At 52.2% G+C, this 13,159-nt stretch carries 16 protein-coding genes; 9 read left to right on the forward strand and 7 right to left on the reverse strand.

Annotation, left to right across the window (positions count from 1 at the left end; translation table 11 throughout):
- Nucleotides 1–198 precede the first annotated feature (198 nt).
- From oppA to oppF, 5 genes are all read left to right on the forward strand, one after another.
- The gene (gene oppA, locus ACQ3G7_RS11765) at nt 199–1,830 is read left to right on the forward strand and encodes an oligopeptide ABC transporter substrate-binding protein OppA (protein ID WP_263100656.1); all 1,632 of its coding nucleotides are present in this window, start codon (nt 199–201) and stop codon (nt 1,828–1,830) included.
- 135 nt (nt 1,831–1,965) lie between these two features.
- Complete coding sequence (gene oppB, locus ACQ3G7_RS11770; RefSeq protein WP_263100657.1) at nt 1,966–2,886, forward strand: oligopeptide ABC transporter permease OppB; 921 nt, start codon at nt 1,966–1,968, stop codon at nt 2,884–2,886.
- Between the two features lie 14 nt (nt 2,887–2,900).
- Nucleotides 2,901–3,809 carry an oligopeptide ABC transporter permease OppC gene (gene oppC / locus ACQ3G7_RS11775; protein ID WP_263100658.1) on the forward strand — a complete coding sequence of 303 codons (909 nt, stop codon included), beginning with the start codon at nt 2,901–2,903 and terminating at the stop codon, nt 3,807–3,809.
- Nucleotides 3,810–3,820: 11 nt separating this feature from the next.
- A complete protein-coding gene (locus tag ACQ3G7_RS11780; protein WP_263100659.1) occupies nt 3,821–4,834 on the forward strand; it encodes an ABC transporter ATP-binding protein in 1,014 nt (337 codons plus the stop codon).
- Nucleotides 4,831–5,835 (forward strand): murein tripeptide/oligopeptide ABC transporter ATP-binding protein OppF, encoded by a 1,005-nt coding sequence (gene oppF / locus ACQ3G7_RS11785; RefSeq protein ID WP_061496246.1) that lies wholly within the window; start codon nt 4,831–4,833, stop codon nt 5,833–5,835. The genes ACQ3G7_RS11780 and oppF overlap by 4 nt, the downstream gene beginning before the upstream one ends.
- 54 nt (nt 5,836–5,889) lie before the next feature.
- Here the strand turns inward: oppF and ACQ3G7_RS11790 are convergent, their stop codons facing one another.
- Nucleotides 5,890–6,219, reverse strand: coding sequence for an HI1450 family dsDNA-mimic protein (locus tag ACQ3G7_RS11790; RefSeq protein ID WP_263100661.1), 330 nt, complete (start codon nt 6,217–6,219; stop codon nt 5,890–5,892).
- A 30-nt stretch (nt 6,220–6,249) separates the two neighbouring features.
- Nucleotides 6,250–7,710 (reverse strand): cardiolipin synthase, encoded by a 1,461-nt coding sequence (gene cls / locus ACQ3G7_RS11795; RefSeq protein ID WP_263100662.1) that lies wholly within the window; start codon nt 7,708–7,710, stop codon nt 6,250–6,252.
- 139 nt (nt 7,711–7,849) lie between these two features.
- On the opposite strand from cls, the gene ACQ3G7_RS11800 reads away from it, so the two are divergent.
- From ACQ3G7_RS11800 to ACQ3G7_RS11810, 3 genes are all read left to right on the forward strand, one after another.
- The gene (locus ACQ3G7_RS11800) at nt 7,850–8,023 is read left to right on the forward strand and encodes a YciY family protein (protein ID WP_263100663.1); all 174 of its coding nucleotides are present in this window, start codon (nt 7,850–7,852) and stop codon (nt 8,021–8,023) included.
- Between the two features lie 180 nt (nt 8,024–8,203).
- Complete coding sequence (locus ACQ3G7_RS11805) at nt 8,204–8,542, forward strand: SMR family transporter (RefSeq protein WP_430889932.1); 339 nt, start codon at nt 8,204–8,206, stop codon at nt 8,540–8,542.
- Between the two features lie 283 nt (nt 8,543–8,825).
- Nucleotides 8,826–9,392: a YagU family protein gene (locus ACQ3G7_RS11810; protein ID WP_263100665.1), complete on the forward strand. Its 567-nt coding sequence runs from the start codon at nt 8,826–8,828 to the stop codon at nt 9,390–9,392.
- An 80-nt stretch (nt 9,393–9,472) separates the two neighbouring features.
- Here ACQ3G7_RS11810 and ACQ3G7_RS11815 read toward each other — a convergent pair whose 3' ends face one another.
- A complete protein-coding gene (locus tag ACQ3G7_RS11815; RefSeq protein ID WP_088237637.1) occupies nt 9,473–9,769 on the reverse strand; it encodes a YciI family protein in 297 nt (98 codons plus the stop codon).
- Between the two features lie 219 nt (nt 9,770–9,988).
- Here ACQ3G7_RS11815 and tonB point away from each other — a divergent pair, with 219 nt between their 5' ends.
- The gene (tonB, locus tag ACQ3G7_RS11820) at nt 9,989–10,705 is read left to right on the forward strand and encodes a TonB system transport protein TonB (protein WP_430890130.1); all 717 of its coding nucleotides are present in this window, start codon (nt 9,989–9,991) and stop codon (nt 10,703–10,705) included.
- A gap of 64 nt (nt 10,706–10,769) precedes the next feature.
- Here tonB and yciA read toward each other — a convergent pair whose 3' ends face one another.
- From yciA to ACQ3G7_RS11840, 4 genes are all read right to left on the reverse strand, one after another.
- On the reverse strand, nt 10,770–11,171 hold the full coding sequence (gene yciA / locus ACQ3G7_RS11825) for an acyl-CoA thioester hydrolase YciA (protein WP_263100666.1): 402 nt from the start codon (nt 11,169–11,171) through the stop codon (nt 10,770–10,772).
- A 100-nt stretch (nt 11,172–11,271) separates the two neighbouring features.
- A complete protein-coding gene (locus ACQ3G7_RS11830; RefSeq protein ID WP_263100667.1) occupies nt 11,272–11,814 on the reverse strand; it encodes a septation protein A in 543 nt (180 codons plus the stop codon).
- A 45-nt stretch (nt 11,815–11,859) separates the two neighbouring features.
- Nucleotides 11,860–12,603 (reverse strand): YciC family protein, encoded by a 744-nt coding sequence (locus ACQ3G7_RS11835; RefSeq protein WP_430889933.1) that lies wholly within the window; start codon nt 12,601–12,603, stop codon nt 11,860–11,862.
- A gap of 24 nt (nt 12,604–12,627) precedes the next feature.
- Nucleotides 12,628–13,032 (reverse strand): YkgJ family cysteine cluster protein, encoded by a 405-nt coding sequence (locus ACQ3G7_RS11840; protein WP_430889934.1) that lies wholly within the window; start codon nt 13,030–13,032, stop codon nt 12,628–12,630.
- Between the last annotated feature and the right edge of the window lie 127 nt (nt 13,033–13,159).

Raw genomic sequence — 13,159 nt, forward strand, 5'->3', positions numbered from 1 at the left:
CCTCGACAGGGGAGGCGGGTGAAAGAATCGACGTAAGGTTGCCGTTTGAGCGATCCGTAATAAAAAAGTCGGTGATAGCAGCAGTAAAAAAGCAGATGTCTGATAGCGCCAAAAAGCTCCTGCGCTCATCAGGCCCCCGACAGGGGACAACAGGCTGGCGTCAACGTCAGTAATTATAATGAGTGGAGTATCAACACAATGTCCATCATCACAAAAAAAAGTCTGGTAGCAGCGGGAATTCTGACTGCGCTAATTACCGGTAACGCAGCAATGGCTGCTGACGTTCCGGCAGGTGTTCAGCTGGCGGAGAAGCAAACGCTGGTCCGTAACAACGGCTCTGAAGTGCAATCTCTGGATCCGCATAAAATTGAAGGGGTGCCGGAATCCAACATCAACCGCGACCTGTTTGAAGGTCTGCTGATTTCCGATGTTGAAGGCCACCCGACCGCAGGTGTTGCGGAGAAGTGGGACAACAAAGATTTTAAAGTCTGGACCTTCCATCTGCGTAAAGACGCGAAATGGTCCGATGGTTCGCCGGTAACGGCGCAAGACTTCGTTTATAGCTGGCAGCGCCTGGCGGATCCGAAAACCGCTTCTCCGTATGCAAGCTATCTGCAATACGGTCATATCGCGAATATCGATGACATCATCGCCGGTAAAAAACCGATTACCGATCTGGGTGTCAAAGCTATCGATGACAACACCTTCGAAGTGACCCTGAGTGAACCGGTTCCGTATTTCTACAAACTGCTGGTTCACCCCTCCGTTTCTGCTGTGCCCAAAGCCACCATTGAGAAATTCGGTGAAAAATGGACACAGCCAGCAAACATCGTGACCAACGGTGCGTATAAACTGAAAGACTGGGTGGTCAACGAGCGCATTGTTCTTGAGCGCAACACCAACTATTGGGATAACAAAAAAACCGTTATCGATCAGGTTACTTACCTGCCAATCTCTTCTGAAGTGACAGACGTGAACCGCTACCGCAGCGGTGAAATCGACATGACCTATAACAACATGCCGATTGAACTGTTCCAGAAGCTGAAAAAAGAGATTCCTAAAGAAGTACACGTCGATCCGTACCTGTGTACTTACTACTATGAAATCAACAACCAGAAAGCCCCGTTCACTGACGTTCGCGTACGTACCGCGCTGAAACTGGCGCTGGATCGCGACATCATTGTCAATAAAGTGAAAAACCAGGGCGACCTGCCGGCATACAGCTACACCCCGCCGTACACCGATGGTGCAAAACTGACTGAACCGGCATGGTTCAAAATGACGCAGGAACAGCGTAACGCCGAAGCGAAAAAACTGCTGGCGGAAGCCGGTTACACGGCTGACAAACCGTTGTCATTTAGCCTGCTGTACAACACATCTGACCTGCATAAAAAACTGGCCATTGCTGTTGCTTCCATCTGGAAGAAAAACCTCGGTGCAGACGTTAAGCTGGAAAACCAGGAGTGGAAAACCTTCCTCGACACCCGTCATCAGGGCACCTTTGATGTTGCGCGTGCCGGCTGGTGTGCGGACTACAACGAACCGACTTCCTTCCTGAACACCATGCTGTCCGACAGCTCCAACAACACCGCGCACTATAAGAGCCCGGCGTTCGATAAGCTGATTGGCGATACGCTGAAAGTGACCGAAGAATCACAGCGCGCAGATCTCTACTCCAAAGCTGAACAGCAACTGGATAAAGACTCGGCGATTGTCCCGGTTTACTACTATGTCAACGCCCGTCTGGTGAAACCGTGGGTTGGTGGTTACACCGGCAAAGACCCGATGGATAATATCTACGTTAAAAACTTGTATATTATCAAGCATTAATGGCAATGAGTGGGGCAGGGAAACCTGTCCCACAGTGTCTTATTTTCATCGCAACAGAATACACATCATTCCCGGGCGGCTTTATGGTCGTCTGCAAGAGAATGTGTAAAAGGCACAGGCCAGAAGGTACGGGCAATGTTGAAATTTATCCTACGTCGCTGTCTTGAAGCGATTCCAACACTTTTTATTCTTATCACTATTTCGTTTTTCATGATGCGCCTTGCGCCGGGGAGTCCTTTTACCGGTGAGCGTGCGCTGTCGCCAGAAGTGATGGCGAATATCGAAGCGAAATACCATTTAAACGATCCGATTCTGACGCAATATTTCAGTTACCTGAAACAGCTCGCGCATTTCGATTTCGGACCGTCCTTTAAATACAAAGATTACACGGTCAACGATCTGGTGGCGGCGAGTTTCCCGGTTTCCGCAAAACTGGGCGCGGCTGCCTTCTTGCTGGCCGTGGTGTTCGGTGTGACGGCGGGGGTTATCGCCGCGCTGAACCAGAACACCCGATGGGACTATTCGGTCATGGGGCTGGCGATGACCGGCGTGGTTATTCCGAGTTTCGTGGTTGCCCCATTACTGGTGATGATCTTCGCCATTATGTTGAAGTGGCTGCCTGCGGGGGGCTGGAACGGCGGGGCGCTGAAATTTATGATCCTGCCAATGGTGGCATTATCGCTGGCCTACATCGCCAGTATCGCCCGTATCACACGTGGTTCGATGATTGAGGTACTACACTCAAACTTTATCCGTACTGCCCGCGCGAAAGGTCTGCCGATGCGGCGGATTATTTTCCGCCATGCGCTCAAACCTGCGCTGTTACCGGTGCTGTCCTATATGGGGCCTGCGTTTGTCGGCATTATCACCGGTTCCATGGTGATTGAAACCATCTATGGTTTGCCGGGTATCGGTCAGCTGTTTGTTAACGGTGCGTTGAACCGTGACTACTCTCTGGTGCTGAGCCTGACCATCCTGGTTGGTACGCTGACGATTATGTTTAACGCGATTGTTGACGTGCTGTATGCCGTTATCGATCCGAAGATCCGTTATTAACACTGGAGTACGCCATGATGTTAAGTAAGAAAAACAGCGAGGCGCTGGAAAACTTCAGTGAAAAACTCGAAGTCGAAGGTCGAAGCCTGTGGCAGGATGCACGCCGTCGTTTTATGCATAACCGCGCCGCGGTTGCCAGCCTGGCGGTTCTGCTGCTGATTGCGTTGTTCGTTACGCTGGCGCCGATGGTGTCGCAGTTCACCTACTTTGATACCGACTGGGGCATGATGTCCAGCAAGCCGGATATGGAGTCAGGCCATTATTTTGGTACGGACTCGTCCGGTCGCGACCTGTTGGTGCGCGTGGCCATTGGCGGGCGCATTTCGCTAATGGTGGGCATTGCAGCGGCGCTGGTGGCGGTGATCGTCGGAACGCTGTATGGCTCGCTGTCAGGCTATCTGGGTGGCAAAACCGACTCCGTAATGATGCGTCTGCTGGAAATCCTCAACTCCTTCCCCTTTATGTTCTTCGTGATCCTGCTGGTGACCTTCTTTGGGCAAAATATTCTGCTCATTTTTGTCGCAATCGGCATGGTTTCCTGGCTGGACATGGCGCGTATCGTTCGCGGGCAAACGCTCAGTCTGAAGCGTAAAGAGTTTATTGAAGCGGCGCAGGTTGGCGGCGTTTCAACGGTGAATATCGTCGTTCGGCATATTGTGCCGAACGTGCTGGGGGTTGTGGTGGTCTATGCATCGCTGCTGGTTCCCAGCATGATCCTGTTCGAATCGTTCCTCAGCTTCCTCGGTTTGGGGACCCAGGAGCCGCTAAGCAGTTGGGGGGCGTTGTTGAGCGATGGCGCAAATTCGATGGAAGTCTCTCCGTGGTTATTGTTGTTCCCGGCGGGGTTCCTGGTTGTGACCCTGTTTTGTTTCAACTTTATCGGCGATGGCTTGCGTGATGCCCTCGACCCGAAAGATCGTTAAGGAGTGCTGTCATGAGCATTACAGAAACCTCATTAGCGTCGGCGACGCGGCAGCAATCGGATCTTCTGCTGGATGTCAAAGACTTAAGGGTCACTTTCCAGACTCCGGATGGCGATGTTACGGCTGTAAACGACCTGAACTTCTCGCTGCGCGCCGGTGAAACGTTGGGGATTGTGGGCGAATCCGGCTCCGGTAAATCTCAGACGGCGTTTGCGCTGATGGGATTGCTGGCGGCCAACGGTCGTATTGGCGGCTCGGCCACCTTCAATGGCAAAGAGATCCTCAATTTGCCAGAGCATGTGCTGAACAAGCTGCGCGCCGAACAGATCTCGATGATTTTCCAGGATCCCATGACGTCGCTGAACCCGTATATGCGTGTTGGCGAGCAGTTAATGGAAGTGCTGATGCTGCACAAAGGCATGAGCAAAGGTGAAGCATTTGAAGAGTCTGTCAAAATGCTGGATGCGGTGAAAATGCCAGAAGCGCGCAAGCGCATGCGCATGTACCCGCACGAGTTTTCCGGCGGTATGCGCCAGCGCGTGATGATTGCGATGGCGTTGTTGTGCCGGCCGAAGTTGCTGATCGCAGATGAACCCACCACCGCGCTGGACGTTACCGTGCAGGCGCAGATCATGACGCTGCTGAACGAGTTAAAACGCGAATTTAACACCGCCATCATTATGATCACCCACGACCTCGGCGTTGTGGCGGGGATCTGTGACAAAGTGTTGGTGATGTATGCCGGGCGTACGATGGAATACGGGCAGGCACGGGATGTCTTCTACCATCCCTCTCACCCGTACTCTATTGGTCTGTTGAATGCGGTACCGCGTCTGGATGCGGAAGGTGAGTCGTTGTTGACCATTCCGGGTAACCCGCCAAATCTGCTGCGTCTGCCGAAAGGTTGTCCTTTCCAGCCGCGCTGCCCGCACGCGATGGAAATCTGTAACAGTGCTCCGCCACTGGAGGAATTTGCCCCGGGTCGCTTGCGCGCCTGCTATAAGTCGGTGGAGGAACTGGTATGAATGCCGTAACTGAAGAGAGAAAAGTGCTGCTCGAAATTGCCGACCTGAAGGTGCATTTCGACATTAAAGACGGCAAACAGTGGTTCTGGCAACCGGCGAAGACGCTGAAAGCCGTTGATGGCGTTACCCTGCGGTTGTACGAAGGGGAAACGCTTGGCGTGGTTGGCGAGTCTGGCTGCGGGAAATCCACCTTTGCGCGCGCAATCATCGGCCTGGTGAAAGCCACCGACGGTAAAGTGGCCTGGCTGGGCAAAGATCTGCTTGGGATGAAACCCGATGAGTGGCGCGATGTCCGCAGCGACATCCAGATGATTTTCCAGGATCCGCTGGCTTCGCTGAACCCGCGTATGACCATCGGTGAGATTATTGCGGAGCCTCTGCGCACCTATCACCCTAAAATGCCGCGTCAGGAAGTTCGGGATCGCGTAAAAACGATGATGATGAAGGTGGGCCTGCTGCCGAACCTGATCAACCGTTACCCGCATGAGTTCTCCGGTGGTCAGTGCCAGCGTATCGGTATTGCACGCGCGCTGATCCTTGAACCGAAGCTGATCATCTGTGACGAACCGGTGTCGGCGCTCGATGTGTCAATTCAGGCTCAGGTGGTGAACCTGCTGCAAAAATTGCAGCGAGAAATGGGGCTGTCGCTGATTTTTATCGCCCACGATCTGGCGGTGGTGAAACACATCTCCGATCGCGTACTGGTGATGTACCTTGGCCATGCGGTGGAGCTGGGAACCTATGATGAGGTGTACCAGAATCCGTTGCACCCCTACACCAAAGCGCTGATGTCGGCGGTGCCGGTTCCCGATCCAGATCTTGAGAAGAACAAGACGATTCAGTTGCTGGAAGGGGATTTACCTTCACCGATCAATCCACCATCCGGTTGTGTGTTCCGTACCCGTTGCCCAATCGCCGGACCGGAATGCGCGCAAACCCGGCCGGTGCTGGAGGGCAGTTTCCGCCATGCAGTCTCATGCCTGAAAGTCGACCCGTTGTAATCTGACGGTATGAAAAAAGGGCTGACGATTGTCAGCCCTTTCTGTTTCTGCCGCTTACTCGCGCCAGAGAATATGGCAAAGCTTATGGTCTTTCTCGCGGCATAATAAAACACGCGCGAAAATATCGTTAATTTCGCCGCCGTCCGTTTCCGCCAGCCCAATGACCACTTCAGCGAAGAAGTCCGGGTTGAGGTCGTAATCCACATGCTCCTGCCAGTCTTCGCTCGGATCGAACAGCTCCGCACCGCCACGCTCTTCAAACTGTAAATTGAAAAGAATGATGTCCGCCGGGTCGAGATTATCCGCCGCCAGTTCGAGGAAGATGTCGTAAGCCTGTTCGAGAGTTTCGTCTTCGGTCAGGCGGTTATTCAGATCCATTTCCATGATTACCTCTTCACTTCAGTTGGGCACGTTTTACAGCAACGGACTAAAGAAGTAAAACAGTCGTTCAGCGATTCGGTGCCAGAAAGGGCGTTTGACCCATAATCGCGCATCAAGAAGCCGTGAACGGGAGATATAGTCGTCCTGTACGGCTGCCAGATCGCCACCGAATCCGGCATCGTCGATCACCAGCGTAATCTCGAAATTAAGCCATAAACTGCGCATATCCAGATTGACGGTGCCGACCAGACTCAACTCGCCGTCCACCAGTACGCTCTTGGTGTGCAGCAGGCCGCCTTCAAACTGATAAATTTTTACCCCAGCCGCCAGCAATTCGGTAAAGAATGCGCGGCTGGCCCAGCCTACCAAAACAGAATCGTTTTTGCGTGGCAGAATAATGCTGACGTCCACACCGCGTTGCGCGGCGGTGCAAATCGCATGCAGTAAATCATCACTCGGCACAAAATAAGGCGTGGTCATGATCAGATACTCACGCGAGGAGTAAACCGCCGTGAGCAGCGCCTGATGGATCAAATCTTCCGGGAATCCAGGGCCCGATGCGATCGTGTGGATGGTATGCCCGCTAGCTTCCTCGAATGGCATGATATTGGCATCGGGCGGCGGCGGGAGAATGCGCTTGCCGGTTTCAATTTCCCAGTCACAGGAGTAAATAATCCCCATAGCTGTGGCAATTGGGCCTTCCATTCGCGCCATCAAATCGATCCACTGACCGACGCCCGCATCTTGTTTAAAGAAGCGAGGATCGACCATATTCATGCTGCCGGTGTAGGCGATGTAGTTGTCGATAAGCACGATTTTACGGTGCTGGCGTAAATCCATGCGGCGAAGAAAAACACGCATCAGGTTTACCTTGAGCGCCTCCACTACCTCGATACCGGCATTGCGCATCATCCCTACCCACGGGCTGCGGAAAAACGCTACGCTGCCTGCGGAGTCGAGCAACAGGCGGCAATGCACGCCGCGTCGCGCTGCCGCCATGAGAGACTCGGCCACCTGATCCGCCATACCGCCTGGATGCCAGATATAGAAAACCATCTCAATATTGTGCCGGGCGAGCTGAATATCGCGGATCAGCGCCTGCATCACATCATCAGAGCTGGTAAGCAGCTGTAACTGGTTGCCTTTTACGCCCGCAATGCCCTGGCGGCGTTCACAGAGTTTAAACAGTGATGCGGCGACGCTGCTGTTCTCTTCGGCAAAAATACGTTTGAAATTCTTCAGGTCCTTTAACCATTTGGCGGTGGAAGGCCACATGGCACGGGCACGTTCAGCGCGACGTTTCCCGAGGTGCAGTTCGCCGAGTGAGAGATAGGCGATGATCCCGACCAGCGGCAGAATGTAGATAACCAACAGCCATGCCATGGCGGAGGTAACCGCCCGACGCTTCATCAAAATACGCAGGGTCACACCAGCAATCAGTAGCCAGTAACCTAAGACGATCAGCCAGCTCATTACGGTGTAAAAGGTGGACATAAATAAAAATCCTTTTCAAAACGTCATTCAGTGAGTTTACGCATCCGGCTTCATCTGGCAAATAAAAACGCCCAAAAGCGCTGGTCTGACGCGGGCGACAGACTATAATGGCGTTTCCGTTAAGCACTGAGTCGTAAAAATGAAGCGTAGTCGTCCGGAAGTGGGGCGCTGGCGTATGCTGCGGCAGATAGGCCGCCGGAAAGCACGCTGGCTTGAAGCGCAGTCGCGCCGTAATATGCGCATCCACGCTATCAGAAAATGCGGTGTGAACCGCCATCGTAATGTGTTGTTGTTTGCTATTTACGATATCTGATTACGTTGGGCACCGATAACGGTGCCCATTGTTATTTTGTGGCCACGTGAATGTCGGCAAAGTGATGTTGACTCCATCATGAGCACGCGCTGTATGTCGGTTACGATAGCCACATTGTTTATCCTTTTACCGCCACCCGTCTGGTGATGAGTAAGTGTTAACCTGCGGATGTTAAAATCAATGAATAAAGAAGCACTTATATTTCTTGGCATTGCCATCATCGTTGAGGTTATCGCAACGACCGCGCTGAAATCCTCCGACAGTTTTACTCGTCTGATCCCAAGTGTTATCAGTATTGCCGGATATTGCATCGCCTTCTGGTGTCTGACCATTCCGATGCGCAGTATCCCGACCGGTGTTATTTATGCAATTTGGTCCGGTGCCGGTATTGTGTTGATTGGCATCGTGGGCTGGTTTGTGCACGGGCAAAAACTTGATCTCCCGGCGATGCTGGGAATGGGGTTGATTATTGCCGGTGTCGTCATCATTAATCTGTTTTCAAAAAGCATAGCTCATTAACCTTATAAAAAAAGCGTTCTTTCTGATTGTGTTATTGAATGCTTTTTCATATTTCTTCATTATTTCCTCATATTTTAAAAGAAAAGTTAACTGTCACGCCTGGTAATTAATGAAGCGCTTATTGTCGCAGGTGAAATAAAATGAAATGCAGTTAAAATAAGTGCTGAAAATAGCCATTTACCATGTAAAGATACGTAAGTGTGATCTTGATCAACATACGCAGTCATTTGCTCATAGAACATTGTTCAGCGAAATTAATACGTTATGAGTAAACGGGACTACTATGGCACTTAAGGATTATTTTGTTAGAACGGAACCAGCAAGACGCCGCTTTGGCGTAGCCTTCTTTGTCGGCATTATTGCGGGTGTGTTATCAGCATTTGTAAAATGGGGCGCTGAAGTACCGTTGCCGCCAAGGACTTTTTCTGGCGGTCGTGATGAGTTTAATCCGCCATATCTTTTCTTGCGCGATTATCTGGGTATTGACCCGACCCATACTGTTTATACTTTCTCTGAACACATCATCAATCCGGTTATGGTCACGCACATCATTTTCTCGTTGGTGTTTGCCATTGGGTATTGCGTGGTAGCGGAAGTGTTCCCGAAAGTGAAATTATGGCAAGGGGTATGGGCAGGGATTGTGGCGACCATTTGCGTCCACTGGATCTCGTTCCCACTGCTCGGCTTAACACCGGGTCTGGCCGATCTGCCAGTTGACGAATACATTTCTGAGCTGGTTGGGCATATTTTCTGGTTCTGGGCGATTGAACTTATCCGCCGCGATTTGCGTAACCGAATCACCCGCGAGCCGGATGCCGAAGTACCGCTGGGTTCGCCATCTCGCTTTTAAGTGTCTCTGCATAAAAAAAGACCCGTCTGGTGCGGGTCTTTTTATGCCATCTGTCAACCTTTGCCCGGCCGGGATGAAGGTTAAAATACCTTTTTGAACGGTTTAACCGTCACGTTCTGGTAAACACCCGCTGCCACATAAGGATCGTCCTGCGCCCAGGCCTGAGCAGCTTCCAGGGATTCAAACTCAGCAATCACCGTTGAACCGGTAAAACCTGCGGCTCCCGGATCGTTACTGTCGACAGCAGGCATCGGCCCGGCGGTCAGCAGACGCCCTTCATCATGCAGCAATTGCAGCCGCGCCAGGTGAGCAGGGCGCACGGACAAACGTTTCTCAAGAGAATCAGCGATATCTTCAGCAAAAATAACGTAAAGCACGGATACAGCTCCTTACCTATCGGAAAGCCATAACGTTATGTGAAAGACCGCATGACTGCAATGTAAAGATTCGCCCGATGGATAACCATGGGGAGTTTGCGGTTTTTTTACGCACCAGAAGGACAAAATTGCCGCCGGACGTGATGGCTTGTTGAATATGATTGCTATTTGCATTTAGAATCGAGGTCTGGTTTTTTAACTGACACGATTATGACTTCAATGACCCTTGATTTACCTCGCCGCTTTCCCTGGCCGACGCTGTTGTCCGTTGGTATCCACGGCGCCGTCGTGGCGGGTCTGCTCTATACCTCGGTACATCAGGTTGTTGAATTGCCCGCACCTGCGCAGCCTATTTCGGTGACGATGGTTGCGCCTGCCGATCTGGAACCCCCGCAAGCTGTACAGCCACCCGAACCGGTTGCTGCCCCCGAGCCTGAACCGGAACCGATTCCTGAGCCGCCGAAAGAAGCGCCCGTGGTGATCGAGAAGCCGAAACCGAAACCCAAGCTGAAGCCGAAACCCGAGAAAAAAGTTGAGCAGCCGAAGCGCGATGTAAAACCGGCCGAGCCGACGCAGGCATCACCATCTGAGAGTAATGCGCCTGCGCGCCCGGTGTCTAACCCGACACCGTCTGCAGCGACCAGCAAACCGGCACCGTCTGTACCGGCAGGGCCGCGGGCGTTGAGTCGTAACCAGCCGCAATATCCGGCACGCGCCCAGGCATTGCGTATTGAGGGGCGTGTACGGGTCAAATTCGATGTCACACCCGATGGCCGCGTTGAGAACGTTGAAGTTCTGTCGGCGCAGCCTGCCAATATGTTTGAGCGTGAAGTGAAAGCCGCCATGCGTAAATGGCGCTATGAGGCAGGTAAACCGGGTTCAGGCCTGATCGTGAACGTCGTCTTCCGGCTGAATGGCGGCGCGAGCATGGAGTAACGCCGCCAGCAGTATCGACTGCACCCCAAACGTCAGACTTCTGACGGATTAAGGTGCAGTTTTTTTATTCCTGCGCCGGGATTGGGCGGGGTTTCCCTTCGTTATCGACGGCCACGTAAATAAACAGTGCTTCGGTTGCTTTGTAGCGTTGACCAATCGGGTCAGACGACACTTTTTTCACCCACACTTCGATATTGATGGTTATTGACGTAGTACCGCGTTTCACGCAGCGCGCGTAGCAGCAGACGACGTCGCCCACAGCCACAGGACGATGAAACGTCATGCCATCAACCCGTACCGTCACGACACGCCCATGGGCGATCTCTTTGGCCTGAATGGCACCGCCGATATCCATTTGTGACATCAGCCAACCGCCGAAAATGTCGCCGTTGGCATTGGTGTCTGCTGGCATTGCTAATGTGCGTAAGACAAGTTCGCCGTGAGGAGCGTCCTGAGTGGTTGTCATTGTTATCTCTTCTGTAATGAGGGATTTATGGCGGGATGCTACTACGAATTTGTGGCGGAGAACACAGAAAAAGCCAGGCGCTGGGCCTGGCGTGTCATGGTCAGGATTTATCGTCCTGCGGCGGCATATGCCGGTAGATATAGACGCCGCTCAGCACGGTGAAAATCAGCGTCAGAATAGTCAGGCCAAAGACTTTAAAATCAACCCAGGTATCAAAGGATAACCAGAACGCGACATAAATATTGGCCAGGCCGCAAGCAATGAAGAACAGCGCCCAGGCAATATTCAGTTTTGACCACACGGCATCGGGCAGGGTCAGCTCTTTACCCAACATGCGCTGGATCAGCGTCTTTTTCATTACCCACTGGCTGAACAACAAGGCAACGGCAAACAGACCGTAAATCACCGTGACCTTCCATTTAATAAACTCCACCGCATGGAATTTGATGGTCAACCCACCAAAGATGGCCACCAACACGAACGTAATCAGCGCCACTTTTTCCACTTTACGATAGCGGATCCAGCAGTAAATCAGCACGATGGCGGAGGCCACGATCAGCACTTTGGTCGCGGCGAAAATGTCGTACATCTTATAAACCACGAAAAAGAGCGCGAGGGGCAGAAAATCAAGAAACTGCTTCATTCAACGATTCCATCAAGAGGACTGCCCACCGGGCAGCCAGGCTATTCACGCACGCATCAACATATAGAGGCGGAACAGATAAATAAGCAACGCGGCTGAGATCAGATTACTCAGGGTATTGGCGATCACCGCACCCACTTCCGGGGTAAACACCGCCAGATTATGTGCAAACAGCAACAACAGCGTTTTCGCCAGCAACCAGCCCATCACCGCGGGTGCCACCAGGCGCATGTTGGTCCAGCTAAGGCGCATACTGCTGCGCATAGAGGCGAAGATGCCGATTTTATCCTGAACAAGGATAACAGGGGCAAACGACAGCAAAATGGCCAGTATCACACCAGGTACAATGATAAACATAATACCGATCTGCACCATAAACGTGGTCAGCAGGATCAGCAGAAACAGCTTAGGCAACACCGGGGCGCTGGCACCGATGGCGCGCAGCGCGCTAACGCGATGACCGGCTGAGATCATCTGAATCATTAACAACACGCCGCCTGCCAGAATGGCGTTGCCGATCAGACCGGAAAACGTTGACGCGGCCGACGCGCGCAGCAGTACGCTTTGCTGTTCCGGCGTCATATTTTGCACCAGTTCAAACAAACCCACGCTGCCTGCCAGATTATCACCTTCACTTAAAATAGAGAGTTGCTCTTCACTGGGCGAAAAAGCATGCCCCAGCACTGCGGTAATAAATGCGCACAACAATGCAATCAGTAAAAGGGTAACAAACTGATTACGAAAAAAATTCCCCGTGTCACGGTAAACGGATTTCGCCGTGATAGACATGCACTCTCCTTGAGTATTGCGATGTTAAATATCAGGCAATTGTACCCTGAATACATCCTCAGTGGCAGCATCACTGCTTGTATGGAAAAGCATATCTTTGTAAAGAGGCGCTAATCCGTACTGTGCACGGGCGCGATCGCAGGCTTCATTCACCTGGCCCTCTTCGCCGGACATGGCAAATTCGCGACAGGGCGACGGACGTCCTTCGTAAATGCTGCACCGCGCGGATTGACCGGGTATCCCTTCCAGTGCCACGCAACGGCACTGTTTCTGATTGGTTCCGCCCATACAGCGCAAAAAAGGAGTAAGTGGCTCAGTGAGTTGAGCCGGGACAGGGCCGCCAGCATCATCCGCTTCAGCCCAGTAGAAAGAGACCCGAAAATACGCACAACAGGCTCCGCACGACATGCACGGATTGAGTGAACTCATAACGTACCTGCACTTAACGACGCATCAACACATATTGTCAGGCCACTAACTTAGCGCCGCATAAACAGGCGCACAAGATGGAAACAGGGGAATTTTTTAACGTATCTGTTTGGCAAAAATTGATGTG

This window comes from Kosakonia sp. N21 (genome assembly GCF_050587465.1).
Classification (GTDB): domain Bacteria; phylum Pseudomonadota; class Gammaproteobacteria; order Enterobacterales; family Enterobacteriaceae.

What these genes read in the sequence shown, in the direction of transcription:
- ACQ3G7_RS11810 (WP_263100665.1), top strand. Translation starts at nt 8,826, where the DNA reads ATGGCACTTAAGGATTATTTTGTTAGAACGGAACCAGCAAGACGCCGC.
- ACQ3G7_RS11800 (WP_263100663.1), top strand. Translation starts at nt 7,850, where the DNA reads ATGAAGCGTAGTCGTCCGGAAGTGGGGCGCTGGCGTATGCTGCGGCAG.
- oppC (WP_263100658.1), top strand. Translation starts at nt 2,901, where the DNA reads ATGATGTTAAGTAAGAAAAACAGCGAGGCGCTGGAAAACTTCAGTGAA.
- yciA (WP_263100666.1), bottom strand. Translation starts at nt 11,171, where the DNA reads ATGACAACCACTCAGGACGCTCCTCACGGCGAACTTGTCTTACGCACA.
- ACQ3G7_RS11805 (WP_430889932.1), top strand. Translation starts at nt 8,204, where the DNA reads ATGAATAAAGAAGCACTTATATTTCTTGGCATTGCCATCATCGTTGAG.
- ACQ3G7_RS11790 (WP_263100661.1), bottom strand. Translation starts at nt 6,219, where the DNA reads ATGGAAATGGATCTGAATAACCGCCTGACCGAAGACGAAACTCTCGAA.
- tonB (WP_430890130.1), top strand. Translation starts at nt 9,989, where the DNA reads ATGACCCTTGATTTACCTCGCCGCTTTCCCTGGCCGACGCTGTTGTCC.
- ACQ3G7_RS11830 (WP_263100667.1), bottom strand. Translation starts at nt 11,814, where the DNA reads ATGAAGCAGTTTCTTGATTTTCTGCCCCTCGCGCTCTTTTTCGTGGTT.
- ACQ3G7_RS11780 (WP_263100659.1), top strand. Translation starts at nt 3,821, where the DNA reads ATGAGCATTACAGAAACCTCATTAGCGTCGGCGACGCGGCAGCAATCG.
- ACQ3G7_RS11840 (WP_430889934.1), bottom strand. Translation starts at nt 13,032, where the DNA reads ATGAGTTCACTCAATCCGTGCATGTCGTGCGGAGCCTGTTGTGCGTAT.
- cls (WP_263100662.1), bottom strand. Translation starts at nt 7,710, where the DNA reads ATGTCCACCTTTTACACCGTAATGAGCTGGCTGATCGTCTTAGGTTAC.
- oppF (WP_061496246.1), top strand. Translation starts at nt 4,831, where the DNA reads ATGAATGCCGTAACTGAAGAGAGAAAAGTGCTGCTCGAAATTGCCGAC.
- ACQ3G7_RS11835 (WP_430889933.1), bottom strand. Translation starts at nt 12,603, where the DNA reads ATGTCTATCACGGCGAAATCCGTTTACCGTGACACGGGGAATTTTTTT.
- oppA (WP_263100656.1), top strand. Translation starts at nt 199, where the DNA reads ATGTCCATCATCACAAAAAAAAGTCTGGTAGCAGCGGGAATTCTGACT.
- oppB (WP_263100657.1), top strand. Translation starts at nt 1,966, where the DNA reads ATGTTGAAATTTATCCTACGTCGCTGTCTTGAAGCGATTCCAACACTT.